The sequence below is a fragment of the Pseudomonadota bacterium genome, from assembly GCA_037200975.1.
Taxonomy (GTDB): Bacteria; Pseudomonadota; Gammaproteobacteria; order Steroidobacterales; family Steroidobacteraceae; genus CADEED01.
The window spans coordinates 4,021,960-4,044,712 of record JBBCGI010000001.1 but is presented as its reverse complement, the minus strand read 5'-3'; the positions used below and the strand labels follow the sequence as shown (position 1 = coordinate 4,044,712).

Sequence of the window (22,753 nt, the reverse complement as noted above, 5' to 3'; positions counted from 1 at the left end):
CACAACAAAAGGGAGGCTCCATGCCTGAAATCAACTATCTCGCCGTCGTCGCCGCGGCCGTCGCGTGTTTCCTGCTCGGCGGTCTGTGGTATTCCCCGGTCCTGTTCGGCAAGGCCTGGCAACGCGAAGCGGGGCTCAGCGACGAACAGGTCAGAAGCGGCAGCGCCGCCGTGCGGCTGGGTGCCACGCTCGTGCTCGCACTCCTGGCCGCGTGGAATTTCGCGAATTTCCTCGGGCCGCGGCCGAACGTGATCTTCGGCACGGCCGTGGGCTTCTCCGCGGGCCTGCTGTGGGTCGCCGGCAGCTTCGGCATCAACTATCTATTCGAGCGCCGCAGCTTCAAGCTGTTCCTGATCAACGGCGGTTATCACACGCTGCAGTTCACCATCATCGGCCTGGTGCTCGCGTTGCTGCCTTGCAAGGATTGCGCGCAACTTCCCTGCCCATGAAGGTCGAACGCAAATCCGACCACGCGGTGAGCGAGGCTTCGTGCAAAGAAGCCACCGGCAAGACGCTCGCCGAGTGGTTCAAGGCGCTCGACAAGAACGGCGGTGTCGCGCCCGGCCGCCGTGCCTTGAGCGTCTGGATGCGCGACGACCAGAAGGTCGCCGACGCCTGGTGGGTGACGACCATCGTCAATGAATACGAGATCGCGCGTGGCGATCTCGCCAGGGACGGCAAGCCGAAAGGCTTCGCCATCTGCCCGACCAAGAGCATCAAGGCGAGCCCGGCGAAATGTTTCGCGGCCTTCGCGACCGCCAAGGCCCTCGACCAGTGGTTCGGTCCGAAGCACGACCTGAAACTCGTCGACGGCGGCCACTGGCGCAACGCGGACGGCAACCGCGCCACCATCAAGAAGGTCACGGCGGGCAAGAACATTCGCCTCATCGCGGAGGACGAAGGGCTCACGCTTCCCACCCCCGTCGAAATCAAATTCGACGGCACCGGCCCGAAATGCACGGTGATGGTGAGCATCGATCGTCTGCAAACCCGCGCCGAGGCCGATGGTTATCGCCGCGCCTGGAGCGAGGCTCTCGAGCGGCTCAAGGCGATCGTTGAAGCTGGCTGAACCGCCACGAGCTTCCCCGTGCAGCCGGACCTGCTATAAACCGGCCAGCCTCCATCGCTGGACCATGACAAGATGAAATACGCCTACGTGCTGCTCGCCGCCATCGCCTTGGTGGCCTGCAATTCGAAGCCACCCCACCCGGCCGCCGACATCGTGATCCTGCACGGCGATATACGCACGATGAACCCCGCCGCACCAATCGCCACGGCGCTTGCCATGTCCGCGGGCCGCATCGCCTTCGTCGGTGACGACGCCGGTGCGAAGCAGTGGATAGGCGCCGGCACCAAGGTGATAGACGCCGCGGGCGCGACGGTGCTGCCCGGCCTCATCGACAGCCACATCCACGCCGCCGAAGGCGCGCTGGCGCGCGGCGGCTGCAGTCTGGAAGACGAGCAGCTCACCATCGACAAGGCCATCGACAAGGTCCGCGGCTGCTTCGCGGCGGACAAGGACTCCAGGTGGCTGGTCGTCACCGACGTGAACGGGGCGGGATTCAAGGCGACCCGGCAGCAGCTCGACACCATCGTGCGCGACCGGCCGCTGTTCCTGTGGGGCGCCGACGGCCACACGGCCTGGGTGAACTCGCGCGCGCTGGAGCTCGCGAAGATCACGCGCAAGACACCGAACCCGGACGACGGCCGCATCGAGCGCGACGCGAAGGGCGACGCCACGGGTTTCCTGGTCGACGGAGCCGTCGGCCTCGTGACCTCTGCGATGGACCAGCCCACGCCCGAGAAACGGCTGGAGAAGCTGCGCTGGGTCCTGCCGCAGCTGCACGCGGCCGGCATCACCGCCTACCTCGAGGCGAATACCGACACTGAGACCGTCGCCGCCTACGCGAGCCTGGCGAAACTCAAACAACTCGACGCGCGCGTCACGATTGCGCTCGAGAGCAGCGGCGACAACACCCCGGCCGAATTCGCGCGGCTCGCGAGCCTGCGCGCCCAGCTGGGCGACGATCCCCTGGTGCGCGCCGACTTCATCAAACTATTCGCCGACGGCGTGCTGGAATTCCCGACGCAGACCGCCGCCGTGCTCGAGCCCTACAACAAGGCCGACGGAAGCCCGGGCACCAGCAAGGGCAAGCTGTATCTCGCGCCCGACGCGATGGCCGCGTTCATCAAGCAGGCCGATGCCAACGGCTTCAATGTGCATATCCATGCGATCGGCGACGCCGCCGTACGCGAGTCGCTCGATGCCTTCGGCGTCGCGCGTGCCGCGGGATCGAAGCGGCTCTACAGCATCGCGCACCTGCAATTGATCGACCCCGCCGATCTGCCGCGTTTCGCGGCGCTCGATGTGCTGGCGTCCCTGCAGCTGCTGTGGGCACAGCCCGACAACTACAGCATCGATGCGTTGACGCCATGGCTGGGCCCGGAGCGCATGGCCCGCCAGTATCCGGCGCGTTCGCTGGCCGACAACCACGCGGTGATCGCCGGCGGCAGCGACTGGGACGTGTCGTCTTTCAATCCTTTCGAAGCCATGGGCAACGCGATATCGCGCATGAATCCCGGCAAACCAGAGCGCGGCGCGCTCAACGCCAAGGAAGCGCTCACGCTCGATGAGATGCTGGCGGCGTACACGATCAACGCGGCCCGCCTCATCGGGCGGGATTCGGAGATCGGCTCGCTCGAGACCGGCAAGGCCGCCGACGTCGTCGTGCTCGACCGCGCGTTCACCAAGGAAACTGCGGCCGACACGGTCCGCGCCACAAAGGTGGCGCATATCTTCTTCGCGGGCCGGGAAATCCCGCAGGTCGCGAAGGCCGATTGAGCACGCGGCGAACTCTCGGGCCCGCTTTTACAATCTTGTTCGCCGGCTCCCGTCGTTCGCCAACGACTAACCAGCGCCCTGTTTCGGCTCGGGCCGCGAACCGCGATTGGCGCGCACCAGCAGGAACCGCGTGAAACGCGGAAGGTGGCGCGCCATGAACACGATGACCTTGCCGTGGAACGTGACCACGACCTCGCGCCGGCCGCTCAGGATTCCGCGCGCCATGATGCGCGCGGCTTTCGCCGTCTTCATGCGCAGCCACGCCGGGATCGGATCGCTCGCCTGCGCATGGAAGCCGCCGCGGTTGTCGACCCGGCGGATATCGGAATCCACGAAGCCGGGTGAGATCAGCGTGCAACCCACGCCCGCGGAGCGCAGATCGCCATGCAGGGATTCCGCCAGCGCACGCACCGCGAATTTGCTCATCGCATAAGGCGCGCCGCCCGGCACCGACAGGTGTCCCGACACGCTGCCCATGATGACGAAGCGGCCGCGCGTGGCGCGCAGGGCCGGAAAGGTCTCGTGCAACGTCCGCAGCACGCCGAACACATTGGTGTCGAACTGCCGCTGAAAGTCCGCGAGCTCGAGAGTCTGCGCCCGGCCCACGACGCCGAAGCCGGCATTTGCGATCACGATGTGGGGAGTGACGCCCTGCGCGGCAAGTTCAGCGACGACCCGCGCGATGTCTCCGTCGAGGGTGACGTCCGCGCGATGCGCGCTCGCCTGACCGCCGCCCGCGCGCAACTCCGCGGCCAGCGCCTCCAGTTGCTCGACGCGCCGCGCGACCAGCACGACACGTTTGCCACGGCGCACGAACTCCCGCGCCAATCCGGCGCCTATCCCCGAGGATGCGCCGGTGATGAGCACCGTATCGACTGTCATCGACACGTTCAGTCGTCTTCCCAGGCGTTGATCTCGGAATTCGCCGGAACGGAGAAAGTTTTACCGAACACGTACGCACCGGAATCTTCATTGGAGAACGGCATGTAGAACGCGACGTTGACACCCTGCCGGTGCTCCAGCAGCACCTTGATGGCAAGGACGGGCTCGCCGCCACTCTGGTTGACCGTGACTTTTTCGGCGACGCCCACCGCCTTGAGGTGAGTTTCGCTGGCCATGGTGCGCAGGCCGTCGCGCAACAGCGGCTTGATGTAGTTGGAGTCCGCAACGCCATCGGACCTGTTGCACATCGCACCTACCAGCGTGACCTTCCCTGCCTGCGTCAGGACGGCGGCGTGCGGCAGGAAATTCCCGCGTTCGCGCAGGAAGCGTCCGGACAATTCGATCAGCGGATCCGCGATCGCGCCGAGATCGGGCTCGATGTCGGCGTACAGGTCCTGGATCTTGGTCATCGGGTGTTCTCTTGGTGGAACTTGCCAAGTGCGCGCGGACTTCAACACGGGCGACCCGTACCGTCAACGACGGACGCAAATTGCGTCGATTTTGGTTGACAGTACTGTCTCCCTGCCGACATATCCGCCTCTAACCAATCGCCCCTGTTCGATCCATGAAACACTGGTATTCGCGCCCCGTCTTCTTCGTGAAGGACACGTCCGCTTCGCTGGCTTTCTTTCGTGGAAAGAGCCGGCTTCCCGCTCGACTGGAATCATGACCCGGTGAACCGACGCCTGAATGTCCTGCTCGCATCGCTCGGGTTGCTGGCCAGCGCCGCGGCTGGCGCCTGCCAGATCCATTCGGATCAGTCGATACAAGCGGCCTACGCACAGCGGCGCCTCGAATCCGCGCTGCCTGCTTCTCCGCGCTGCGAGGTCACGCTCGCGGTGGACGCAAAACTCGGCGCGGAATCCTTCTCGATCGCCGCACGCGATCGCCACGTGGTCATCACAGGCGGCGACGCACGCGGCCTCATCTACGGCGCGCTCGCGGCCCGCGAGCAACTACGCGACGGCGTCGATTTCGCGAAGCTCTCGGCCCGGCCGGTCAAACCCGCGGAGAGCTTCCGCGGCATCAAGTTCAACACACCGTGGGACACCTACCGGCCAAGCTCCGCGCTCGATCAACATTTCGACACGGTGCGCGACCTCGCGTACTGGGAAGCCTTCCTCGACATGATGGTCGACAACCGCTTCAACGCGGTGAGCCTGTGGACCATGCACCCGTTCACTTACATGATCCGGCCGAAGAACTTTCCGGAAGCCAGCAAGTGGACCGACGCCGAGTTTGCGCAATGGCAGCATCTGTATCGCGAAATATTCCGCATGGCCAAGGAGCGCGGCCTCGACACCTACGTGGTGTTCTGGAGCATCTTCGTCAGCGAGGAATTCGCCAAAGCCCACGGTGTCGCGAAGCAGAACTTCTACCCGCACTACTACGTGCCGGGCGACACCTCCGACATCACCAAGCGGTACCTGCGCGAGAGCGTGACGCAGATGCTGGAGGAGTACCCGGACCTCGATGGCATCGGGGTCTCGCACGGCGAAGGCATGGCGGAGATGACGCCGCTGCAGCGCCAGCAGTTCGTCGATGAGGTCTACATCGCCGGCGCGCTGAACGCGAAACGCAAGCAACCCGTCAAACTCATTCATCGCGTGCCGTTTTCGTCAGGGCTGTCTTCCGGCCCCGGCGTGAGCACCGATGTCGAGCAGATGACGCGCGCGGCAATGGAGAAACTCGGCAATCAGTTCGACGGGCCGATCTGGGTCGAGATGAAATTCAACTGGTCGCACGGCCACTCGACGCCGAAGCTGGTCAAGGTGCATGGCGGCAAGCTCGGCGACACGTATTTCAAACCGACGCCGTCCAACTACAAGATCGTCTGGCAGGTCCGCAACGAGGATTTCTTCGCGCTGCGTTGGGGTGTGCCGGATTTCATCCGCGAACACATCCGCCTGAATGGCGCGCAGGATTACGTCGGCGGTTATTTCATCGGCTCGGAGACGTATATCCCCGCGCTCGACTACTTCACGGCCAGCGACCAGCCCGTCGACTGGAAGTGGGCCTTCGAGCGGCAGTGGCTGTTCTACGAACTGTGGGGGCGATTGCTCTACGACCCGACGACACCCGACTCCACTTTCCAGGCGGACTTTAAGCGCCGCTACGGGCCGAAGGCCGGGAACCTGTTGCGCGCGTACGCGCTGTCTTCGAACACCCAGCTGCGGCTCGCTTCGCTGTTCGATTCGCGTTGGGACTTCACGCTCTACAGCGAGGGATTCCTGGCGCTGCAGGGTGAGGAGACGCATTACATCGGCGTCGACGCGTTGATCAAACAACCCACGATGGATCCTGCCTACGTTTCGGTAGCCGACTACGTGCAGGCGTTGCACGACAAACAGACTTTCGCGGCCGACCGCGTAACGCCACTGCAACTCAGCCAGATGCTCGAGCGCGATTGCCGCGAAGCGCTGCGGCTCGTGCAAGGCATCGATACATCGCGCAATGCCTCGCTCATGTACGAAGTGGCGGACGTGCGGACCTGGGCGTTCCTCGGCCTGCACCTGGCCGAGAAGCTGCGTGGCGCGGTCGAGCTCCAGACCTTTCGCAGCAGCGGCGGCGAGGGCCATCGCCGGGCGGCGATCGGCCATCTCGAACGGGCCTTGGCTTACTGGGACGAGGTGATCCGCATCACGCGGCCTATCTACAAGGACATGAAGCTCACGGCCTACAACGGCAATTCTTTCGATGCCAATCCGGACAACCTGTTCCACTGGGCGCGGATTCGTGACGAAGTCGCGCGAGACGTCGAAGTCGCGAACGCGGGGGCGCCGGAAAAGCCGGCCGGCAACTGAAAGTCATCGTCATCATCGATGTGCCCGGCCCGCCGCCGGCGCCATCAGGCGACGCGAGAAGGTTTCGCGTCGAGCGCGGCGAGTGCGCGCCGCGTCGCAAAATGACGGAAGCTCTCGACGACGAATTCGCGCAGCTCGCGGGAATTGGCGCCGCCCGCCAGGTCGAATGCGATCCAGCCGTTGTGGCCAAGATAGGCGGGAATCCTTAAACGCGGATCCATTTCGAGCGGCCCCTGCCGCTCGATGCCCACCCAGAATGATGTGGTGAGTCCTTTTCCGTAGTCGTACAGCATCAGGAAACTGCGCTTGCCGGTGCGCCAGGTCACCGATCCCATTTGTGTGCCTTCGTCGGCTTCGGGCAACGCGGCGCAGATTTCGCGCAGCAACTTGAGTGCTTTCTGCGCCTTCGGCGCCAGCATCCGGTCGATGTCGGCCGGTTTCATTTTCACCGCCGGCGCGGCAATCGCTGGAGTCTTCGCGACCCGGGCCACGAGTTTGGCCGGCGAGCTGTTCGCATACGCCAGACGCACGAGTTCACACACCTGCTTCCAGGACACACCCTTGTTGAGCTCGACGCCGATCCAGCCCGACGGGCCCACGTAGGGCGGCTTGAAGATGTGTTGCGACGACGCCAGCAGGCGCGCCTGCTCGAGCGCGGGCGTATTCAGCCACAGCGCCACGTGCCCGTCGCCATGGTGATTGAGCGCGAACATCGCGAAGACCCGGCTCTTCCTGGCGCGGTAGTTGGGAGCGCCATGCGATTCGAATTCCTCGGCCTCCGGAAACGCGAGGCACAACTCGCGTACCGCCTTCGGAATGGTGCGCGCGCCCTTGTCAGCCATCGCAGCCCTTCAGCTTCGCACGGTTGAAATCCTTGCCGAAGTTGAACACGAACACCGGACCCAGCTCGATGACCTGCTTCGCCGCCGCAAGGTGGATCGACACGCTGCCTTTTTTCTCCGGCAGCGTCGTGGTGGCAACGCGATGGGCGCAGTAGCTGTTCCACTCGCCCGTGATCGGCGCATTGAATTCGAGCGTGGCCGTGTACGGCGAGCTGTCGAGCTGCACCCGGGCGGTCAAGGAACTGCCACCTTCGGCCGGCTCGGCGGCACGCGCGTAGTACATGAGCATGACCACGTCGCCTTCATTGATCGCGCCCTGCACCGGCGAGCTGGCCTGCAAGTCCCACGGGTTCGCACCCTTTTCTGCCTTGATACGAAACGCGTGCTCGCCCGGAACCCCCTTGTCGACGAAGTACTTCGCCTTCGGTTTCTCGGGCTGGAAGTTCCAGGTGCCGTTCGAATCGTTGTTGATGGTTTTTTTCCAGATGTCGAAGTCTTCGGCGACAGCGCCGCCGGCCGGTGCGAAGGCCACCAGCAGAAGAGCCAGGAATCTCATGACTACCCCCTGCTATCTATTCTTCCTTTGGAATCTGCGGTTTCAGATTGGCATCGAAGAACGCAATCGTGCGGCTCCACGCAAGCCTGGCTGCCTCGTCGTTGTAACGCGCGGCGCTCGAATCGTTGTTGAAGCCGTGGTCGGTACCCGGATACATTTCGATCGTGTAGGTGGCGCCCTGCGCATCGAGCGCCGCCTTGAATTCCGGAATGCCGGCGTTGACGCGCTCGTCGTTGCCCGCGTAGTGAAGCAGGATCGGCACGCGTAGCCGCTTCGTGTCCTGCGCCGGCAACTGCTTGCCGTAATACGCCACCGCGGCATCGACGCCGATGTTTTCAACCGCGGCGCGCAACGCCAGACCGCCGCCATAACAGAACCCGACCACGCCGATCTTGCCGTTGTTGGACGCATCACCCGCCAGCCACGGCACCGCCGCGAGGATGTCCGACGCGATGCGGGCGCCGTCGGTCTTCGCGAACAGATCGCGCGCGGCTTCCTGGTCCGCCGGTGCCCCACCCGCGGACGAAAGACCGTCCGGCGCAACCGCCATGTAGCCGGCGAGCGCGACGCGCCGGGTGACGTCTTCGATGTGCTCGTTGAGGCCACGATTCTCATGGATGACGAGGATGCCGGGGATCCGGTCCCTGCGGCGCAGCTTGCGGGGTCTGGCGACATAGGCCTTGACCGGCCCGTCCGGTCCGTTGAACTGCAGCTTCTCGGTGGCGAGCCGCTTGTCGTCCGGCTCGGTCTGGCGCGCCTGCGCGTAGTTAGGCTCGATGAGCGGCAGCACCGCCAGCGCGGCGGCCGTGCCGCCCGCGATCTTGACCAGCCTGGTCATGAAATCCCGCCGCGGCAGCGCCGAGTGCACGTATTCGTTGTAGAGATCGATGATGCGCTTGTCGATTGTCATTGCTGAACTCCTGCGCCGTGCCGCGTCCGCGCCCTATTCCCAGTAGACGTGTTTCTTCATCTGCGAGAGCGGCACACAGCCGTGGTACGCGCCGGGCACCGCGACGTAATCCATGTTCTCGTCGATCCCCACCTGCGAAGTGAAGAACCCGAGCAGCGTGAGCTCGCGCGCCATGAGGATGAACGGCTTCGGCTCGCGCTCGCCCGCCAGCGCGGCTTCGAGGCTTTGTTTGACGAAGGCCGCGCGGTCGGCCGGATCGCGGTCGAGGAACGATTTGTCCGCGGCCTTGGCGGCTGCTTCGAAATCCGCGAGTCCCGCCGTGAAGCGCTGCTGCGCATCCTTGGGATAAACCGCATCGAGTACCTGGTCGATGAAGGCCGGCACGCCGGCATCCTTCGCGCCGCTCGTGGTGGTTTTCGGAATCATCGTCTCGGCTATTTCGGCGACCAGCGCGAGTTGTGCGGCGCTCAACACTTTCAATGCCACCGGCGCCGCGGTGTCCGCATCCTTCGCCGAGCAACCCTGCAGGATTGCGAGCGCCGCGGGCGCCGAAATGGCACCGCCCAGCAACCAGGCCGCGCGCTTGAGCAACTCGCGCCGCCGCAGGATTTCGGGTTCGTGCGTATTCATTTCAGGCGCGCTCACAGGTTGCCCTTCTTGAGTTCCGACACCGCGTGATCGGCCGCGCGCGCCGTGAATGCCATGTAGGTGAGCGAGGGATTCTGGCAGCCCGACGAGGGCATGAACGAGCCATCGGTGACGAACACATTCTTGCAGGCATGCACCTGGTTGAACTTGTTGAGCACGGATTTTTTCGGATCCGCGCCCATACGCGCCGTGCCCATCTCGTGGATGCTGTTGCCGACGTTGTACGAATCGCTGCGCACTTTCACGTCCTTGAAGCCTGCGGCGGTCAGCATTTCGGCCGCGTCGTTCTTCATGTCTTCTTCCATCTTGCGCTCGTTGTCGCGCACGATGGCATTCACGACCAGCAGCGGCAGTCCGTATTTGTCCTTCTTGTCGCGATCGATGCGGCAGTGGTTGTCGTGATACGGCAGGATCTCGCCGAACGCGGTCATGCTGATGTTCCACGGCCCCGGTTCCTGGAATTCCTTCTTGAGGTCTTCGCCGATCGCCGCGCTGTCGTTGAAGCGCGCGTAACCTGCGCGCGCCGCACGGCCCTGGTAGCCGAAGCCGCGTAGATAGTTGCGTTTGTCCTTGCCGACGTTGCGATAACGCGGAATGTAGAAACCATTCGGCCGCCGGCCGGTGTACGCGACGTCGAGATATCCCTCGACGCTGGCGTTCGAACTACCCGGCTTGTTGTGATCCATGATGTTGTGGCCGAGCTCGCCCGAATCGTTGCCGAAGCCGTTCGGGAAACGCGCCGAAGTGGAGTTCAGCATGATGTAGGCCGAACCGAGGGCCGAGGCGCACAGGAAGACGATCTTGGCGAAGTAGTCGGTCTGATTGCCGGTCTTGGCATCCAGCACGCGCACGCCGGTGGCCTTGCCCCGGTCGTTGTCGTAGATGAGCTCGTAGACGATCTGGTCGGCGAGCAGCGTCATGTTGCCGGTGCGCTCCGCCGACGGCAGCGTCGCGGAGACGCTGCTGAAGTAGCCGCCATACGGGCAGCCGCGAATACACAGGTTGCGCGCCTGGCAGGTGCCGCGCTGCGGGCTTTCGTTGTGTGTGAGCGGCGCGGTGAGATTGGCGCAGCGGCCGATGATCAATTTGCGGCCTAACTTGTCATCGAGCCGCCGTTTGAAATCGGTTTCGACGCAGTTGAGATCGTGCGGCGGGAGATATTTTCCGTCGGGCAGTTGATACAGGCCATCTGCGCTGCCGCTGATGCCGGCGAAGATCTCCGCCTTGTCGTACCAGGGCGCGATCTCGTCGTACGTGACCGGCCAGGGAACGCCGACGCCTTCCTTGCCGTTGGCTTCCATGTCGAGCGGACCGAAGCGATAACTCTGACGCGCCCACATGATCGAACGCCCGCCCACATGATGGCCGCGCATCCAGTCGAAGGGCGCCTCTTCGACGAAGGGATTCTCGAGGTCGTCGATCATCCAGTGTTCGTTGGCGGGCGTGGGGTATCCGGTGCGCGACCACACGTACTTGTGCTTGCGCGTTTCCTGCGTGATGCGGTTGCCGTACGGCAGATCCCAGGGATTCTTCGTGGCGGTCGGATATTCGCCGTGTTTGACCATGCGCCCGCGTTCGAGCACCAGGGTCTTCAGGCCCTTTTCGGTGAGCTCCTTGGCGGCCCATCCACCGCTCATGCCGCTCCCGACCACGATCGCATCAAACGAATTCGTTTCCATGCTCTACTTCATCCCCCGCGTAGCATGAGAGTGATGCCGTGGAAGTGGTGCCGGGGTGCAATTCTCGTAATTGAACAGACGCTGCTACTTGTTTGAACGCCTGCTCAATTACGAGAATTGCACCCCGGCACCACTTCCACGGCACGGCGCCGCATTATGGACTACTTGCGCGTTCTACTGGTTCCGTTCAGTCCGACCAGCTTGTTGCTGGTGGGTACGTTTTCCGTACTCATGACCATCCTCGGGATCGGCGGCTTGTACGGAATGATCGGGTCGCTGTTCCTGCAAATCTGGGTGCTCAAATACGGCTACGTGCTCATCGAGCACATCGCCGATGGCGCATCCGAGCCGCCGGTCATGTCGGTCGACACGCTGAGTCCGTTCGAATCGCGGCCTTGGTTGCAACTCGGGATCATCGGGCTCGGTGTCTGGCTTTGTTATCTGCTTGGCGGCAAGGCGGGCATCGTGCTCGGCATCACCCTGCTGCTGTTGCTGCCCGCATCGATCGCCGCACTCGGCATGGGCGAGCCCGCGTACCAGGCGGTGAATCCACTGATGCTGCTGCGCGTCGTGCGCGGCCTCGGCCCGTATTACCTCGCCATCCTCGTCTCCATCCCGATCTATCTCGGACTGCTCGCGCTACTCCAACGCCTCGGTGCCTGGGCCCTGTTCTCCCACGCCGCCCGCCTGCTCTGCGAAATCTCCTTCTTCAGCCTGATCGGCGGCTGCCTCTACCTGCGCCGCGCGCAGATCGGTTACGAACCGAGCCGCAGCCCCGAACGTGCCGCCGCACGCGAGGAGTACGAACGGCTCAAGGTGCGCGCGCGCATGCTCGACGAGGTGTTCCAGCTCGTTCGCATCGGCAAACACGTCGACGCGACGCGCCCGCTGGCGCGCTGGCTCGGCGATCTCGACGAAACGTTGATCGTGCGCGACAGCCTGTACGTCGCCGAGCAGGCCGCGCGCTGGGACTACACCGCCGGCCTCAACACGATCGCCAGCACCTTGATCAGGCACCTGTTGCGTGCCGGCCGCGCCGACGCCGCGCTCAGCGTGTTCGAGCTGCTGCGCACGCGGGCGCCGGGTCTCACGCTCGATTCGGCACCCGATCTGCGCACGCTCATCGACTATGCCGAAAGTGTCGGCCGCGCCGAACTGGCCCAATCCATGCGCCTCGAGACTCCGGTCTTTCAGCCGCGCAGGTGACAACTGTCAGGAGACCCGGCTGACACGCGGGACTTAAAAATCACCGCCCCTTTCGACATGCTGCCCTCCATGGGAGAAAACATGTCGCAAACCCCGCTGGCCAGCCTCGAGGCGGTCCGTAAACGCTTCGGAAAGATCACCGCGCTCGACGGACTCGATCTCGCGGTCCGGCGCGGCGAGCTGCTTGCCCTGCTCGGCCCCAATGGCGCGGGCAAGTCCACGGCGATCTCCCTGTTGCTGGGGCTGCAGCGGCCCGACGAAGGTTCCGCCACATTGTTCGACCAGGATCCCCAGGAGGTCGCCGCGCGCCGTCGCATCGGCATCATGATGCAGGAGGTCGCGTTGTCGCCCGTCATGCGGCCGCGCGAATTCCTCACCCAGGTGGCTAGCTACTATCCGACGCCCTACGAAGTGCAAGCGGTGATCAAGCGGCTCGGCCTAGAGAAGGTCGCGGACCGGACTTACAAGGATCTGTCGGGCGGGCAGAAACGGCAGGTGCAGTTCGCCATGGCCATCGTCGGCAGGCCCGAGCTGCTGTTCCTCGACGAACCCAGCGTCGGGCTCGACACGAATGCGCGCGCCGCGCTCTGGCAGGTGGTGCGCGATCTCATCCACGAAGGCTGCTCGATCGTGCTGACCACTCACTATCTGGAGGAAGCCGAGGCCCTCGCCGATCGCGTCGCCGTGGTCGCGCACGGCCGGCTGGTCGCCGGCGGCAGCGTGGATGAAATCCGCGCGCACGTCTCACGCAAGACCATCCAGTGCCGCAGCTCGCTCCCGCGCGCCGAGATCGCCGCCTGGCCCGAAGTCGTCGAGCTGAGCGACGAATCCGGCCGGCAGTCGATCGTGACGCGCGACGCCGAAGCGGTATTGCGCCGCCTGCTCGGCGGCGACGCCGGCGTGCGCGACATCGAAGTGCGGCGCGCCGGCCTCGCCGAAGCGTTCACGGAGCTCACCAACACGGCCGGCGCGCGTCCGGAGGCGGGAACATGAACACGGCCGTCCACCATTCACAGATGAGCGGCGCGCGCCTGGTAGCCGCCTATTTGGGCGACATCCGCTTCGAGCTCGTGAAGATGCTGCGCACGCCCGCCTTCGCGCTGCCGACGCTGCTGTTCCCGGCGATGTTCTATCTGCTGTTCGGCGTGTTGATGGGCAGCGCCAAGGGTAATGCCGGCGCGGCGCTGTATTCGTTCGCCGGCCTGTCGGTGTTCGGCACGATGGCGCCAGGCCTGTTCGGCTTCGGCGTCTCGCTGGCGTTCGAACGCGAGTACGGCCTGCTGGTGTTCAAGCAGGCGCTGCCGATGCCGCCCGGTGCCTATCTAGTTGCGCGCATGGCGATGGCCATGATCTTCGCGAGCATCATCTCGCTGCTGATGCTCGTGCTCGCGAAGTTCCTCGGGCACGTGCCCTTCGGCTTCGTGCAGGCCCTCGAGGTGTATGTGATCGGCGTCCTCGGCGTGTTGCCGTTCTGCGCGATCGGCCTGTGTGTGGGCGCGTTCGTCTCCGGACAGGCGGCGCCCGCCATCGTCAACGTCATCTATCTACCCATGGCGTTCCTGTCCGGCCTGTGGGTGCCGATGCCGCTCCTGCCGCATGTCGTGCAGCAGTTCGCGCCGCTGTGGCCGGCGTTTCACCTCGCGCAGTTGCAACTCGACTCGCTCGGTGCGCCCTCGATGGGCACCTTCGCGAGCCACGTCGCCTCGCTGGCCGGAATCACGATCGTGTTCTTCACCATCGCGATGCGAAAGCTCGCCAATGGCGGCTTGCGGATGTTCGGCGGCGCCGACGGCGCGCGGCGCGCCGGTGTCCCGCTACAACGGCTGCTGTCGCGCGCGGTCTTTTTCGCCGGCCTCGGACTCATCGTCGCCGGCATCATGGGCGGCAGCGTGCAGAAGACGCCGGACGATGGCGCGGGCCCGGTCGGCGTTCCCGCGCCTACCAACCCTGTAGTCGCCAGCTTCGACGACGGCACGCTGAACGCGAGTTACGGCGTCGGCTGGATGGTGGCGGACGACAAGACCCGCGGCGGCAATTCGACTTCGTCCGTGCAGGTCATCGCCGGCGGCGCGGAACACAGCCAGGGCGCGCTCGAAGCGAGCGGCACCGTTCGCGACGCGATCGAGTATCCGTTCGGCGGCACGATCTTCTTTCCCAAGGGCACCGAAGACGGCGCCTTCATGGACTACTCGAGCAAGAAGACCTTGCGCTTCCACGCGCGCGGTGACGGCCGGCAATACACCGTCCTGTTCCTGGTCGGCGCCGAGGGGCGCGCTGGCATTCCACCCATGTACGCCTTCACCGCGGGCCCGGAGTGGAAGGAAGTGCGGATCGAGCTCGACACCCTCGCCGGCATGGACCTCAAACGCGTGCATGGCGTCGTGATCGGCGCGATGGGTCCGCCCGGCGACTTCCGGTTCGCACTCGACGACGTGCGCCTCGAGTGACCGGGAGTTAGGATGGCGCGCACGTGAGGACCGCATGAACCTCAAACAGTTGATACAGAACATCCGGGAAGCGCCGCCCGATTCGATGGTCGGCTACATGACGCACGGGAACGGGCGGGCCATGCGGTTCATGCCGTTCATGATCCTGTTCAACCTAGCGTGGTTGTTTCTCTGGGCCGTTCTCGCCGATCAGTCCTTCACGCGGGTCATCCTTCCGACACTGCTGACTGTTCCGGTCTTCCTGTATTTCCATCTCTGCACGTACTTTTACGGCGGCCCACATCGCAAGCGGCTGCGTTACATCGCGGGCACTTTCACGCTGGCGTATGCGCTGGCGCCGTTCAATGTGGCCTCGCTCGGGTATCTCATCTTCGGGTTCTTTGCCCTGTCGTTCACGCTGCCGACGCGGATCGCCTGGCGGCTGATCGCGCTCTCCATCGTGTTGTTCGTCGCGGAGATGATGTTCCTCGGGCACGACCGGACGACCGTGCTGAGCGTCGGCCTGCCCGGTGTGCTGCTCGGCATTTCCGCGGTCTACACCGCGTACACCACCGAGCAACACCTGCACCTGCGCCGCAGCAACATCGAGATCATGCGGCTCGCCACGCTCGCCGAACGCGAACGGATCGGGCGCGATCTGCACGATTTGTTAGGCCACACGCTGTCGGTGGTCGCGCTGAAATCGGAGCTGGCGCGCAAGCTCATCGACCGCGATCTCGACGCCGCGCGCAACGAAATCGGCGAAGTCGAACGCGTCGCGCGCGATGCGCTGTCGCAGGTGCGTAACGCCGTCTCCGGCATTCGCAGTACCGCCCTCGCCGCCGAATTGACCGCCGCCACGGCGTTGCTGGAGGCGCAGGGCCTCAAGGTGAATTGCGAAATGGAGAACGTGAAGCTGCCGCACGATCGCGAGACGGCGCTGGCGCTGTCGTTGCGCGAGGCGACCACGAACATCCGGCGTCACTCGGGCGCCACGGGCGTCACGATTCGCGTGCGGCAAAATTCCGCGGCGGTGATCGTGGAAGTGACCGACGACGGCCGCGGCGGACGCATCGTGCCCGGCAACGGCTTGAACGGCATGCGCGAGCGGCTCGGCAGCGTGGGCGGCACGCTGCTGCTCGAGGCCGGCAAGGATGGCGGCACGTTGTTGCGCGCCACCGTTCCGATTGCCGCATGATCAAGATCCTGCTGGCCGAGGATCAGGCCATGGTGCGCGGCGCGCTCGGCGCGCTGCTCAGGCTCGAACGGGATATCGAAGTGCTGGGCGCCGCGGCGGACGGCTTGCAGGCGTTGTCGGAATGCCGGCGGCTCAAGCCTGACATCGTGGTCACGGACATCGAGATGCCCGGCATGACGGGGATTGAACTGGCGCAGAAGATCCAGGCGGAAGGGCTTCCCAGCAAGGTGGTGATCGTCACCACGTTCGCGCGCCAGGGCTACCTGCGGCGCGCGCTCGATGCCGGGGTGAAAGGCTATCTATTGAAAGATTCGCCGGCGGAGAAACTGGCGGAAGCGCTGCGCAGCGTGCATCGCGGTGGCAAGGCGATCGACCCGGCCCTGGCCGTCGAGGCGTGGAACGAATCGGACCCGCTCAACGACCGCGAACGGCAGACGCTGAGATTGTCAGGCGAAGGATTGTCCGCGCCGCAGATCGCGGAGCAGCTCGGGCTGTCGGCCGGCACGGTGCGCAATTATCTTTCCGAGGCCATCGGCAAACTCGGCGCGAGCAATCGGATCGAAGCGTATCGCCTGGCGCGCCAGAGAGGATGGCTATAGGAAAGTGGTGCCGGGGTGCAATTCTCGTAATTGCGCGAACGCTTGCGCACGAGCGGAAGTTCGCGCAATTACGAGAATTGCACCCCGGCACCACTCATCCGCGGCCTATATAGGCCATCTTCGTCGCCAGGATGGTCATGAACTGCACATTCGCCTCGAGCGGTAGTTTGGCCATCTGCAATACCGCGTTCGCCACGTGGTTCACGTCCATCATCGGCTCCATCTGCGGCAGCTTCGAAGCAAGCTCGGTCAGCGCATTGCCGATGTCGATCTGGCCGCAGGCGATGTCGTACTTGCGCCCATCGAGCGAGGTGGATTTCGTCAACCCCGTGATCGCATGTTTGGACGCGGTGTACGGCGCCGAATTTGCGCGCGGCGTATGCGCCGAGATCGAGCCGTTGTTGATGATGCGCCCGCCGCGCGGGTCCTGATCCTTCATCAACCGGAACGCCTGCTGCGTGCACAGGAACGCGCCGGTCACATTGGTATCGATCACCGCGCGCCATTGCTCGTAGCTGAGCTCCTCGAGCGGAATGAATGGCGTGCCCACGCCCGCGTTGTTGAACAACACGTCGAGCCGGCCGAACTTCTCGCGCGTGGCGTCGAACAACGCACGCACCGCGGCCGGGTCCGTGACGTCCGCCTCGAACACCAGCGACTGCCCATCGCCCGCGGACCTGGCAACCTCCTCCAGGGCATCCCGGTGCCGTCCCGACACCACCACGCGAAAGCCATCCGCCAGGAATGCCAGCGCCGTCGCCTTGCCGATCCCGCTGCCCGCGCCCGTGATGAGCGCCACCCGCTTTTCCATTTCTAACTATCTCCGCGCCGCGTCAGGACTTCGGCAAGCGCGCCGTTTTCATCCACACGAAGCTCCATCTCGATGGGCTGACAACAAATCTGACAATCTTCGACATAAACACACGGACCCGCGCTCACGTCGGCGGTAGTCTCGAACGGCTCGCCGCAATACGGGCAGCTGACAGTGACGAACTCCGCCGCAGCGGATTTGTCCGTTCCAATGGCGTCCGCGCCGATCACAGGCTCGAGCCCGTAAAGCTCGTCCACTTCGGCGTCGGTCAGCGGTTTTTCCGGAGGCACCATGTTTATTTCGGGCCGAATGATGGCACGACTCGCCTTGCTCGTCGGCGTCGTTTTCTGCACGGCGGGCGCGCAGTACAGCTGCAGCTCCGACGGCAACGGGCTCATCACCCATCGCGACATCGACAGCGGCAATGGCCCGACATTCAGCACGACGTTGGCCCTGCGCGATTCCGCCGGCACCGAGTCCTATCGCTTCGCGCGTACCGAGCTCATCACGTTCGAACTCACCGTGCGCAATCGCACGGATCACCCCGTGACGTTGCAGATGCCATCTACTGCCGCGGCCGAGTTCCTGATGTTCGCGGAAGGTGGAAACTCACCACGCTGGCGATCGAATGAAGGCCTCGCGTTTCCCACCGTCGTCAGCGAAATCACGTTCCAGGCAAGCGAAAGCAAGGTTTTCGAGCTCGACTGGACCCAGGAAATGCGCGACGGCACCTTCCTCGACCGGGGCCGCTACGAGGCGCGCGGCGTGCTGGCAAAGGTCGGTTTCCCCGCCAATCCGCTCGCACCCCATGAACTGGGCTCCAATCTGCGGGTTTTCACCATCGACTGAGCGACTGCAACCCGGCGGGGCCCCTGCTCGTATGGAAGGCAGGGACATTCAAAACAGGAGCCCGCCGTGAAATTCCCCGTCTTCCTGGCTGCCAGCGCAGCCGCCGCCGTTCTCACCCTGCCCGCGGCCTCCCTGGCCGCCACGCCCCATCTCGATATCCCGAGCTTCAATCACCTGCGGGCCAAGGCCAACGATTCGGTGAACATCACCATCGGCGGACCGTTGCTGCGATTCGCCTCCCGGATCGCCGCGAGCAGCGCCAACGAAGGCGCAGACGAAGAGGAAAAGGCTGCCCTCAGCGTCCTCCAGGAAGTCACCTCGGTGCAGGTCCGCAACTTCTCGTTCGACGAAGAAGGTGCCTACTCGATGGCCGACGTCGACAGCGTGCGCAAACAGCTCGATGCGCCGTGCTGGAACCACCTGGTGCAGCAGCACAAACGCGAGCCGCGCGAAGATACCGATGTCTACATTTGCCTCGAAGACGGCAAGATCAAAGGTATTGCCGTGATCGCCAGCGAGCCGCGCGAGTTCACCATCGTGAACGTGATCGGCAACATCGACATCGACAAGTTGTCGAAGCTCGAAGGACAATTCGGCATCCCCAAGGTGGCCCAGGAATAATCGCGCCGGTGACGACAGAACGCCGTGTTGACCCAAACGCAGCCCGTGCCTGACGACCTGCTGCTGCGTGCACGCGCCGGGGAAGCGGTGGCGTTCGCGGAGATAGTCGAAGCGCACCAGGGCTCGGTGTTCAGCATCGCGTACCGCATGCTGAACAACCGCGCCCAGGCCGAGGACCTCGCGCAGGACGTCTTCCTGCAGCTGTACCGCAAGCTCGACGGCATCGAGTCGCTCGAACACCTGGGCTTCTGGTTGCGGCGGGTGGCGTCGAACCTGGCCATCGACTGGCTGCGGCGCCTGCCCTACACCACCACGCAGCCGCTCGACGAGGGCGCGCACGTCGCAGCCGCGGCGGCCGACGACGACCCGCTCATGAGCCGTGAGCTCGCGCGATTGTTAGGTGAACTGCCACCCGCCGCGCGCGCCGTGATGGTGCTGCGTTACCAGGAAGACCGCGACATCGCGGAGATCGCCACTGCGCTCGATATGCCCGTGAATACCGTGAAGAGCCACATCAAGCGTTCGTTGACCGCGCTGCGAAGCCGGATGATCGGCGCGAAACTCATCACGGCGGAGGAATTGTCATGACCGACCACTTCGAAGACGAACTGCGCCGCGCACTGCGCCCCGTGAAAGCCCCCGCGGGCTTCGCGCAGCGCGTGATGCGGGCGCTGCCCGAACGCCGCGACAGCGTGGTGACACCCATCGCGATGAAGTCCGTGTCGGCGCGCCCGCCAAACTACTGGCAACGCCTGGGCGCGCCCGCGGCACTGGCCGCGTCGCTGGTCCTCGCGGTGGTGCTCGGCCAGCAGATGGCCTTCCACAACCAGCAACGTGAAGACGCGGCGGGCCGCGCTGCGAGCCTGGAGCTGCTGCAGGCGCTGCGCGTCACCAGCCAGAAACTCGATCTTGCCTATCAAGCCGTGAAGAGCCCGCCGGACGCGGGGACTGAGGAGAATCGCTCATGAACGCCCGCGCCGCGTTTCTTGCCGTTGCCCTGTTGTCGATGGGCTGCGCCTTCGCGCAAAGCTCCGCCCCCGCGCAGAATCGGGGCCAACTGCGGCTGCCCGAATTCGCAGGCTTGACCGAGAAGGCCAGCGAATCGGTGAACGTCACCTTCGGCCCGGAGCTGCTCGGCATGGCGTCGCGCTTCCTGAGCGGCAACGATCCCGAGGAGGCCGCCGCGAAAAAACTGGTGTCCTCGCTCACCGGCATCTACGTGCGCAACTACACTTTCGACACCGACTTCGCGTACCCCAAGGCCGATGTCGACGCCGTGCGCCGCCAGTTGAGCGCACCGGGCTGGACGCGCATGGTGGAGACGCGCAGCAAGAAAGAGAACACCGATGTCGACGTCTACATGCTCATCGAAAACGGCCGGGCGCAGGGCCTGGCCGTCATCGCGAGCGAGCCGCGCGAGTTCACCATCGTGAACATCGTCGGCAGCATCGATCTCGAGCAGCTGCACGACCTGCAGAAGCTGGGTGTGCCGGATCTCGAATTGGAAGCCGGCAAGAAGCCCGTGCCGGACAAACCCGCAGCGACGAAAGCGCCGGCAGCGAAGCCCGCGGCCGCACCGCCGGCCGGAAAGTGATCAGACCTTGTAACGCAGGATCAACGCAGCCACGGCCGGCACGCCGAACAGCAAGAGGAAGATCGGCAACTCTTCCATAAAGGAATAACCGGCGCGCGTGACGCCGATGTACATGTTCGTCGCGGTCGCGACGAACCACAGGCCGATGAACACCAGCGCCGCCAGTTTCAATCGCGGCGCGCCGCCCAGGAGCCAACCGGCTCCTGCGCATGCGCCTAACAACAAGAATCCGATGCCGAGAATGATGGCGGTGCGCATGGCGTTCCTCTAGAAATCCGCAGGAACCCGCAATATGCCACCGCAACCGCCCCGCGCAAAGGCGAACACCGGCGCGGGATGCCGAGCGCGACGTGCACGGAGGAAAGTGCCCGCCTGCCCGCGTGCCGCTGGCTACTCTTCGACTCCGAAGAGCAGGCCGATCATCACGAGCGCCCAGAACACTCCGCCCACGACGATGCCGAACCAGTTCCAGCCGCCAAAGCGTTCGTTGCGATCGTGGTCCGGTGAGGCAGCCACATTGATCTCGTTGACGACCTTTTGCGCCACGACCACCACGACGGTCGTGAGGAAACCTGCCAGCCACCAGGGATCCGGCGCGCGCCAGATGAAGTTGCAGAGGATGAACACGGTGGCCAGGGGCCCTGCGGCGAGGCCGCCCGGTACCTGGTGTTGCGCGGCATCCGAGCGGATGCGCTGAAAAAGCGGATACACGAAAATGATCGCGAAGATCGCCCGCGGGACGGGCCAGATGTCCGAGCGATCGCGAACGCGCACGAAGTTCCATTGGCGGTAGAACCAGTAAACCTGGTAGATGCCGAAAGTCACCATGTTCATGACGGCAAGCTTGACCAGGCCGACGGCGAAGTACGGATTGGACTGGTCGACGAGCCCACCGTGGCCCACGTCGGCGACGGGGGCGGTGGGCGGCGAATAAGGGTTGTTAGTCATTGTTTTTCCCCTGGGCGATCGGACATCGTTCGAAAGTCTTTGCCGCGCGGGCTGTCTCTGCCGTGTGCCGTTCAATCTTCACAAGCCGCGCGCGATGACCTCTTTCATGATCTCGTTGGTGCCGCCATAAATGCGCTGCACGCGCGAATCCGCGAACAGCCGGCAGACGAGGTATTCGTTCATGTAGCCGTAGCCGCCGTGCAGCTGCACGCATTCGTCCAGCACCTGCTGCTGCATGTCGGAGACCCACCACTTGGCCATGGACGCCGTTTCGGTGTCGAGCTTGCCGGCCACCAGGTCCATGACACAGCGGTCGGAGAACACGCGTGCGATGCGCGTGATGCTCGCCACTTCCGCCAGCTTGAAGCGCGTGTTCTGGTAGTTGAATACCGGCTGCCCGAAAGTCTTGCGTTCGCGCACGTATTTCAGCGTCTCTTCGAGCCCGCCTTCCATCGCGCCCACGGCGCCGACCGCGATGACGGTGCGTTCATACGGCAGGTCGTGCATGAGCTGGTGCATGCCCTTGCCTTCCACGCCGCCCAGCAGGCAGTCGACCGGCACGTTGACACCCTGGAAGAACAATTCTGAGGTGTCCTGCCCGTGCAGGCCCATCTTGTCGAGCACGCGGCCGACGCGATATCCCGGCAGATCCTTCGTCTCGACCATGAGGATGGAGAGGCCCTTGCTGCCTTCGGCCGGATCGGTCCGGACCACCAGCATCAGCAGCGTCGCGAGCGAGCCGTTGGTGATGAACGTCTTCGCGCCATCGACCACGTAGTGGTCACCCTGCTTCACCGCGCGCGTGCGGATGCCCTTGAGGTCCGATCCCGTGCCGGGTTCGGTCATGCAGATGGCGCCTATCAACTCGCCCGACGCCAGGCGCGGCAGCCAGCGTTGCTTCTGCACTTCCGTCCCGTGGTTGAGCACGTAGTGCGCGCACATGCTGTGCACGCCCTGGCCGAACGCGCCGATGCCGCGGCGCGCGAGCTCGGTGTACATCACCGCCTCGTGGCGAAAATCTCCACCGCCGCCGCCGTATTCGGCCGGCACATCTAACAACAGCAGCCCGGTCTCGCCGGCCTTGCGCCAGGTCTCGCGGTCGACGTGGTGCTGCTCGCGCCAGCGCGCGTCGTGCGGCACCATTTCGGATTCGATGAAGCGGACGACCGTGTCGCGAAAGACTTCGAGATCGTCATCCATCCAGGGAATGATGTAGGGATTCATGCGCCAAGGGTAACGCGCCGCTCGCCGGCCGCGCCTGCTTTTTGCGGTTCCGGC

At 64.5% G+C, this 22,753-nt stretch carries 26 protein-coding genes; 14 read left to right on the top strand and 12 right to left on the bottom strand.

All coding sequences use genetic code 11. The annotated features are described in order from the left end of the window. Window positions 1–20: 20 nt before the first annotated feature. The 3 genes from WDO72_18080 to WDO72_18070 all read left to right on the top strand — a co-directional run bounded on the left by WDO72_18080 (window position 21) and on the right by WDO72_18070 (window position 2,842). On the top strand, window positions 21–449 hold the full coding sequence (locus tag WDO72_18080) for a DUF1761 domain-containing protein (protein ID MEJ0087586.1): 429 nt from the start codon (window positions 21–23) through the stop codon (window positions 447–449). Beyond that, window positions 446–1,069: an SRPBCC domain-containing protein gene (locus WDO72_18075; GenBank protein ID MEJ0087585.1), complete on the top strand. Its 624-nt coding sequence runs from the start codon at window positions 446–448 to the stop codon at window positions 1,067–1,069. Before WDO72_18080 ends, WDO72_18075 begins: the two co-directional genes overlap by 4 nt. Before the next feature lie 72 nt (window positions 1,070–1,141). Further along, the gene (locus WDO72_18070; protein MEJ0087584.1) at window positions 1,142–2,842 is read left to right on the top strand and encodes an amidohydrolase; all 1,701 of its coding nucleotides are present in this window, start codon (window positions 1,142–1,144) and stop codon (window positions 2,840–2,842) included. Window positions 2,843–2,908: 66 nt separating this feature from the next. Here WDO72_18070 and WDO72_18065 read toward each other — a convergent pair whose 3' ends face one another. Both WDO72_18065 and WDO72_18060 read right to left on the bottom strand, forming a co-directional pair. Then, entirely contained in the window at window positions 2,909–3,724 is an 816-nt protein-coding gene (locus tag WDO72_18065; GenBank protein MEJ0087583.1) for an SDR family NAD(P)-dependent oxidoreductase, read from the bottom strand. An 8-nt stretch (window positions 3,725–3,732) separates the two neighbouring features. Then, window positions 3,733–4,194 carry a hypothetical protein gene (locus WDO72_18060; GenBank protein ID MEJ0087582.1) on the bottom strand — a complete coding sequence of 154 codons (462 nt, stop codon included), beginning with the start codon at window positions 4,192–4,194 and terminating at the stop codon, window positions 3,733–3,735. 222 nt (window positions 4,195–4,416) lie between these two features. Here WDO72_18060 and WDO72_18055 point away from each other — a divergent pair, with 222 nt between their 5' ends. Next, window positions 4,417–6,588, top strand: a complete 2,172-nt coding sequence (locus WDO72_18055; GenBank protein ID MEJ0087581.1) for a hypothetical protein — start codon at window positions 4,417–4,419, stop codon at window positions 6,586–6,588. A 44-nt stretch (window positions 6,589–6,632) separates the two neighbouring features. Here the strand turns inward: WDO72_18055 and WDO72_18050 are convergent, their stop codons facing one another. From WDO72_18050 to WDO72_18030, 5 genes are read right to left on the bottom strand one after another with little or no spacing between them, the layout of a single operon-like run. Next, complete coding sequence (locus WDO72_18050; protein MEJ0087580.1) at window positions 6,633–7,430, bottom strand: MmcQ/YjbR family DNA-binding protein; 798 nt, start codon at window positions 7,428–7,430, stop codon at window positions 6,633–6,635. Further along, window positions 7,423–7,986: a hypothetical protein gene (locus WDO72_18045; protein MEJ0087579.1), complete on the bottom strand. Its 564-nt coding sequence runs from the start codon at window positions 7,984–7,986 to the stop codon at window positions 7,423–7,425. Before WDO72_18045 ends, WDO72_18050 begins: the two co-directional genes overlap by 8 nt. A 16-nt stretch (window positions 7,987–8,002) precedes the next feature. Beyond that, window positions 8,003–8,896 carry a dienelactone hydrolase family protein gene (locus tag WDO72_18040; GenBank protein ID MEJ0087578.1) on the bottom strand — a complete coding sequence of 298 codons (894 nt, stop codon included), beginning with the start codon at window positions 8,894–8,896 and terminating at the stop codon, window positions 8,003–8,005. Window positions 8,897–8,929: 33 nt separating this feature from the next. After that, window positions 8,930–9,541 (bottom strand): gluconate 2-dehydrogenase subunit 3 family protein, encoded by a 612-nt coding sequence (locus tag WDO72_18035; protein MEJ0087577.1) that lies wholly within the window; start codon window positions 9,539–9,541, stop codon window positions 8,930–8,932. Continuing rightward, a complete protein-coding gene (locus WDO72_18030) occupies window positions 9,538–11,223 on the bottom strand; it encodes a GMC family oxidoreductase (GenBank protein ID MEJ0087576.1) in 1,686 nt (561 codons plus the stop codon). Before WDO72_18030 ends, WDO72_18035 begins: the two co-directional genes overlap by 4 nt. Before the next feature lie 156 nt (window positions 11,224–11,379). Here WDO72_18030 and WDO72_18025 point away from each other — a divergent pair, with 156 nt between their 5' ends. The 5 genes from WDO72_18025 to WDO72_18005 all read left to right on the top strand — a co-directional run bounded on the left by WDO72_18025 (window position 11,380) and on the right by WDO72_18005 (window position 16,652). Beyond that, the gene (locus WDO72_18025; GenBank protein MEJ0087575.1) at window positions 11,380–12,429 is read left to right on the top strand and encodes a hypothetical protein; all 1,050 of its coding nucleotides are present in this window, start codon (window positions 11,380–11,382) and stop codon (window positions 12,427–12,429) included. Between the two features lie 81 nt (window positions 12,430–12,510). Further along, entirely contained in the window at window positions 12,511–13,422 is a 912-nt protein-coding gene (locus tag WDO72_18020; GenBank protein MEJ0087574.1) for an ABC transporter ATP-binding protein, read from the top strand. Further along, window positions 13,419–14,876, top strand: coding sequence for a CIA30 family protein (locus WDO72_18015; GenBank protein MEJ0087573.1), 1,458 nt, complete (start codon window positions 13,419–13,421; stop codon window positions 14,874–14,876). Before WDO72_18020 ends, WDO72_18015 begins: the two co-directional genes overlap by 4 nt. 34 nt (window positions 14,877–14,910) lie before the next feature. Next, window positions 14,911–16,053 (top strand): sensor histidine kinase, encoded by a 1,143-nt coding sequence (locus tag WDO72_18010; GenBank protein MEJ0087572.1) that lies wholly within the window; start codon window positions 14,911–14,913, stop codon window positions 16,051–16,053. Next, a complete protein-coding gene (locus tag WDO72_18005; GenBank protein MEJ0087571.1) occupies window positions 16,050–16,652 on the top strand; it encodes a response regulator transcription factor in 603 nt (200 codons plus the stop codon). The genes WDO72_18010 and WDO72_18005 overlap by 4 nt, the downstream gene beginning before the upstream one ends. A 94-nt stretch (window positions 16,653–16,746) precedes the next feature. Here the strand turns inward: WDO72_18005 and WDO72_18000 are convergent, their stop codons facing one another. Both WDO72_18000 and WDO72_17995 read right to left on the bottom strand, forming a co-directional pair. Further along, window positions 16,747–17,463 carry an SDR family oxidoreductase gene (locus WDO72_18000; protein MEJ0087570.1) on the bottom strand — a complete coding sequence of 239 codons (717 nt, stop codon included), beginning with the start codon at window positions 17,461–17,463 and terminating at the stop codon, window positions 16,747–16,749. A 2-nt stretch (window positions 17,464–17,465) separates the two neighbouring features. Next, complete coding sequence (locus tag WDO72_17995) at window positions 17,466–17,816, bottom strand: CPXCG motif-containing cysteine-rich protein (protein ID MEJ0087569.1); 351 nt, start codon at window positions 17,814–17,816, stop codon at window positions 17,466–17,468. On the opposite strand from WDO72_17995, the gene WDO72_17990 reads away from it, so the two are divergent. The 5 genes from WDO72_17990 (at window position 17,791) to WDO72_17970 (ending at window position 20,527) form a co-directional block, all read left to right on the top strand. Then, complete coding sequence (locus WDO72_17990; GenBank protein ID MEJ0087568.1) at window positions 17,791–18,312, top strand: BsuPI-related putative proteinase inhibitor; 522 nt, start codon at window positions 17,791–17,793, stop codon at window positions 18,310–18,312. The genes WDO72_17995 and WDO72_17990 overlap by 26 nt on opposite strands. A gap of 66 nt (window positions 18,313–18,378) precedes the next feature. Then, window positions 18,379–18,933: a DUF4252 domain-containing protein gene (locus WDO72_17985; protein MEJ0087567.1), complete on the top strand. Its 555-nt coding sequence runs from the start codon at window positions 18,379–18,381 to the stop codon at window positions 18,931–18,933. A 24-nt stretch (window positions 18,934–18,957) separates the two neighbouring features. Continuing rightward, the gene (locus tag WDO72_17980) at window positions 18,958–19,521 is read left to right on the top strand and encodes a sigma-70 family RNA polymerase sigma factor (GenBank protein ID MEJ0087566.1); all 564 of its coding nucleotides are present in this window, start codon (window positions 18,958–18,960) and stop codon (window positions 19,519–19,521) included. Continuing rightward, the gene (locus tag WDO72_17975; protein MEJ0087565.1) at window positions 19,518–19,901 is read left to right on the top strand and encodes a hypothetical protein; all 384 of its coding nucleotides are present in this window, start codon (window positions 19,518–19,520) and stop codon (window positions 19,899–19,901) included. The genes WDO72_17980 and WDO72_17975 overlap by 4 nt, the downstream gene beginning before the upstream one ends. Further along, window positions 19,898–20,527, top strand: coding sequence for a DUF4252 domain-containing protein (locus WDO72_17970; protein ID MEJ0087564.1), 630 nt, complete (start codon window positions 19,898–19,900; stop codon window positions 20,525–20,527). The genes WDO72_17975 and WDO72_17970 overlap by 4 nt, the downstream gene beginning before the upstream one ends. On the opposite strand, the gene WDO72_17965 is transcribed toward WDO72_17970, so the two are convergent. The 3 genes from WDO72_17965 to WDO72_17955 all read right to left on the bottom strand — a co-directional run bounded on the left by WDO72_17965 (window position 20,528) and on the right by WDO72_17955 (window position 22,699). Then, complete coding sequence (locus WDO72_17965) at window positions 20,528–20,785, bottom strand: hypothetical protein (GenBank protein MEJ0087563.1); 258 nt, start codon at window positions 20,783–20,785, stop codon at window positions 20,528–20,530. Window positions 20,786–20,917: 132 nt separating this feature from the next. Next, window positions 20,918–21,475, bottom strand: coding sequence for a hypothetical protein (locus WDO72_17960; protein MEJ0087562.1), 558 nt, complete (start codon window positions 21,473–21,475; stop codon window positions 20,918–20,920). A gap of 78 nt (window positions 21,476–21,553) precedes the next feature. Further along, window positions 21,554–22,699, bottom strand: a complete 1,146-nt coding sequence (locus WDO72_17955; GenBank protein ID MEJ0087561.1) for an acyl-CoA dehydrogenase family protein — start codon at window positions 22,697–22,699, stop codon at window positions 21,554–21,556. Window positions 22,700–22,753 lie beyond the last annotated feature (54 nt).

Coding starts and splice junctions, on each gene's coding strand:
- WDO72_18065 (MEJ0087583.1), bottom strand. CDS start 3,724: ATGACAGTCGATACGGTGCTCATCACCGGCGCATCCTCGGGGATAGGC.
- WDO72_18010 (MEJ0087572.1), top strand. CDS start 14,911: ATGAACCTCAAACAGTTGATACAGAACATCCGGGAAGCGCCGCCCGAT.
- WDO72_17955 (MEJ0087561.1), bottom strand. CDS start 22,699: ATGAATCCCTACATCATTCCCTGGATGGATGACGATCTCGAAGTCTTT.
- WDO72_17965 (MEJ0087563.1), bottom strand. CDS start 20,785: ATGCGCACCGCCATCATTCTCGGCATCGGATTCTTGTTGTTAGGCGCA.
- WDO72_17970 (MEJ0087564.1), top strand. CDS start 19,898: ATGAACGCCCGCGCCGCGTTTCTTGCCGTTGCCCTGTTGTCGATGGGC.
- WDO72_18075 (MEJ0087585.1), top strand. CDS start 446: ATGAAGGTCGAACGCAAATCCGACCACGCGGTGAGCGAGGCTTCGTGC.
- WDO72_18070 (MEJ0087584.1), top strand. CDS start 1,142: ATGAAATACGCCTACGTGCTGCTCGCCGCCATCGCCTTGGTGGCCTGC.
- WDO72_17960 (MEJ0087562.1), bottom strand. CDS start 21,475: ATGACTAACAACCCTTATTCGCCGCCCACCGCCCCCGTCGCCGACGTG.
- WDO72_18050 (MEJ0087580.1), bottom strand. CDS start 7,430: ATGGCTGACAAGGGCGCGCGCACCATTCCGAAGGCGGTACGCGAGTTG.
- WDO72_18040 (MEJ0087578.1), bottom strand. CDS start 8,896: ATGACAATCGACAAGCGCATCATCGATCTCTACAACGAATACGTGCAC.
- WDO72_17975 (MEJ0087565.1), top strand. CDS start 19,518: ATGACCGACCACTTCGAAGACGAACTGCGCCGCGCACTGCGCCCCGTG.
- WDO72_18030 (MEJ0087576.1), bottom strand. CDS start 11,223: ATGGAAACGAATTCGTTTGATGCGATCGTGGTCGGGAGCGGCATGAGC.
- WDO72_18060 (MEJ0087582.1), bottom strand. CDS start 4,194: ATGACCAAGATCCAGGACCTGTACGCCGACATCGAGCCCGATCTCGGC.
- WDO72_18020 (MEJ0087574.1), top strand. CDS start 12,511: ATGTCGCAAACCCCGCTGGCCAGCCTCGAGGCGGTCCGTAAACGCTTC.
- WDO72_18015 (MEJ0087573.1), top strand. CDS start 13,419: ATGAACACGGCCGTCCACCATTCACAGATGAGCGGCGCGCGCCTGGTA.
- WDO72_18000 (MEJ0087570.1), bottom strand. CDS start 17,463: ATGGAAAAGCGGGTGGCGCTCATCACGGGCGCGGGCAGCGGGATCGGC.
- WDO72_18080 (MEJ0087586.1), top strand. CDS start 21: ATGCCTGAAATCAACTATCTCGCCGTCGTCGCCGCGGCCGTCGCGTGT.
- WDO72_18045 (MEJ0087579.1), bottom strand. CDS start 7,986: ATGAGATTCCTGGCTCTTCTGCTGGTGGCCTTCGCACCGGCCGGCGGC.
- WDO72_18005 (MEJ0087571.1), top strand. CDS start 16,050: ATGATCAAGATCCTGCTGGCCGAGGATCAGGCCATGGTGCGCGGCGCG.
- WDO72_18025 (MEJ0087575.1), top strand. CDS start 11,380: ATGGACTACTTGCGCGTTCTACTGGTTCCGTTCAGTCCGACCAGCTTG.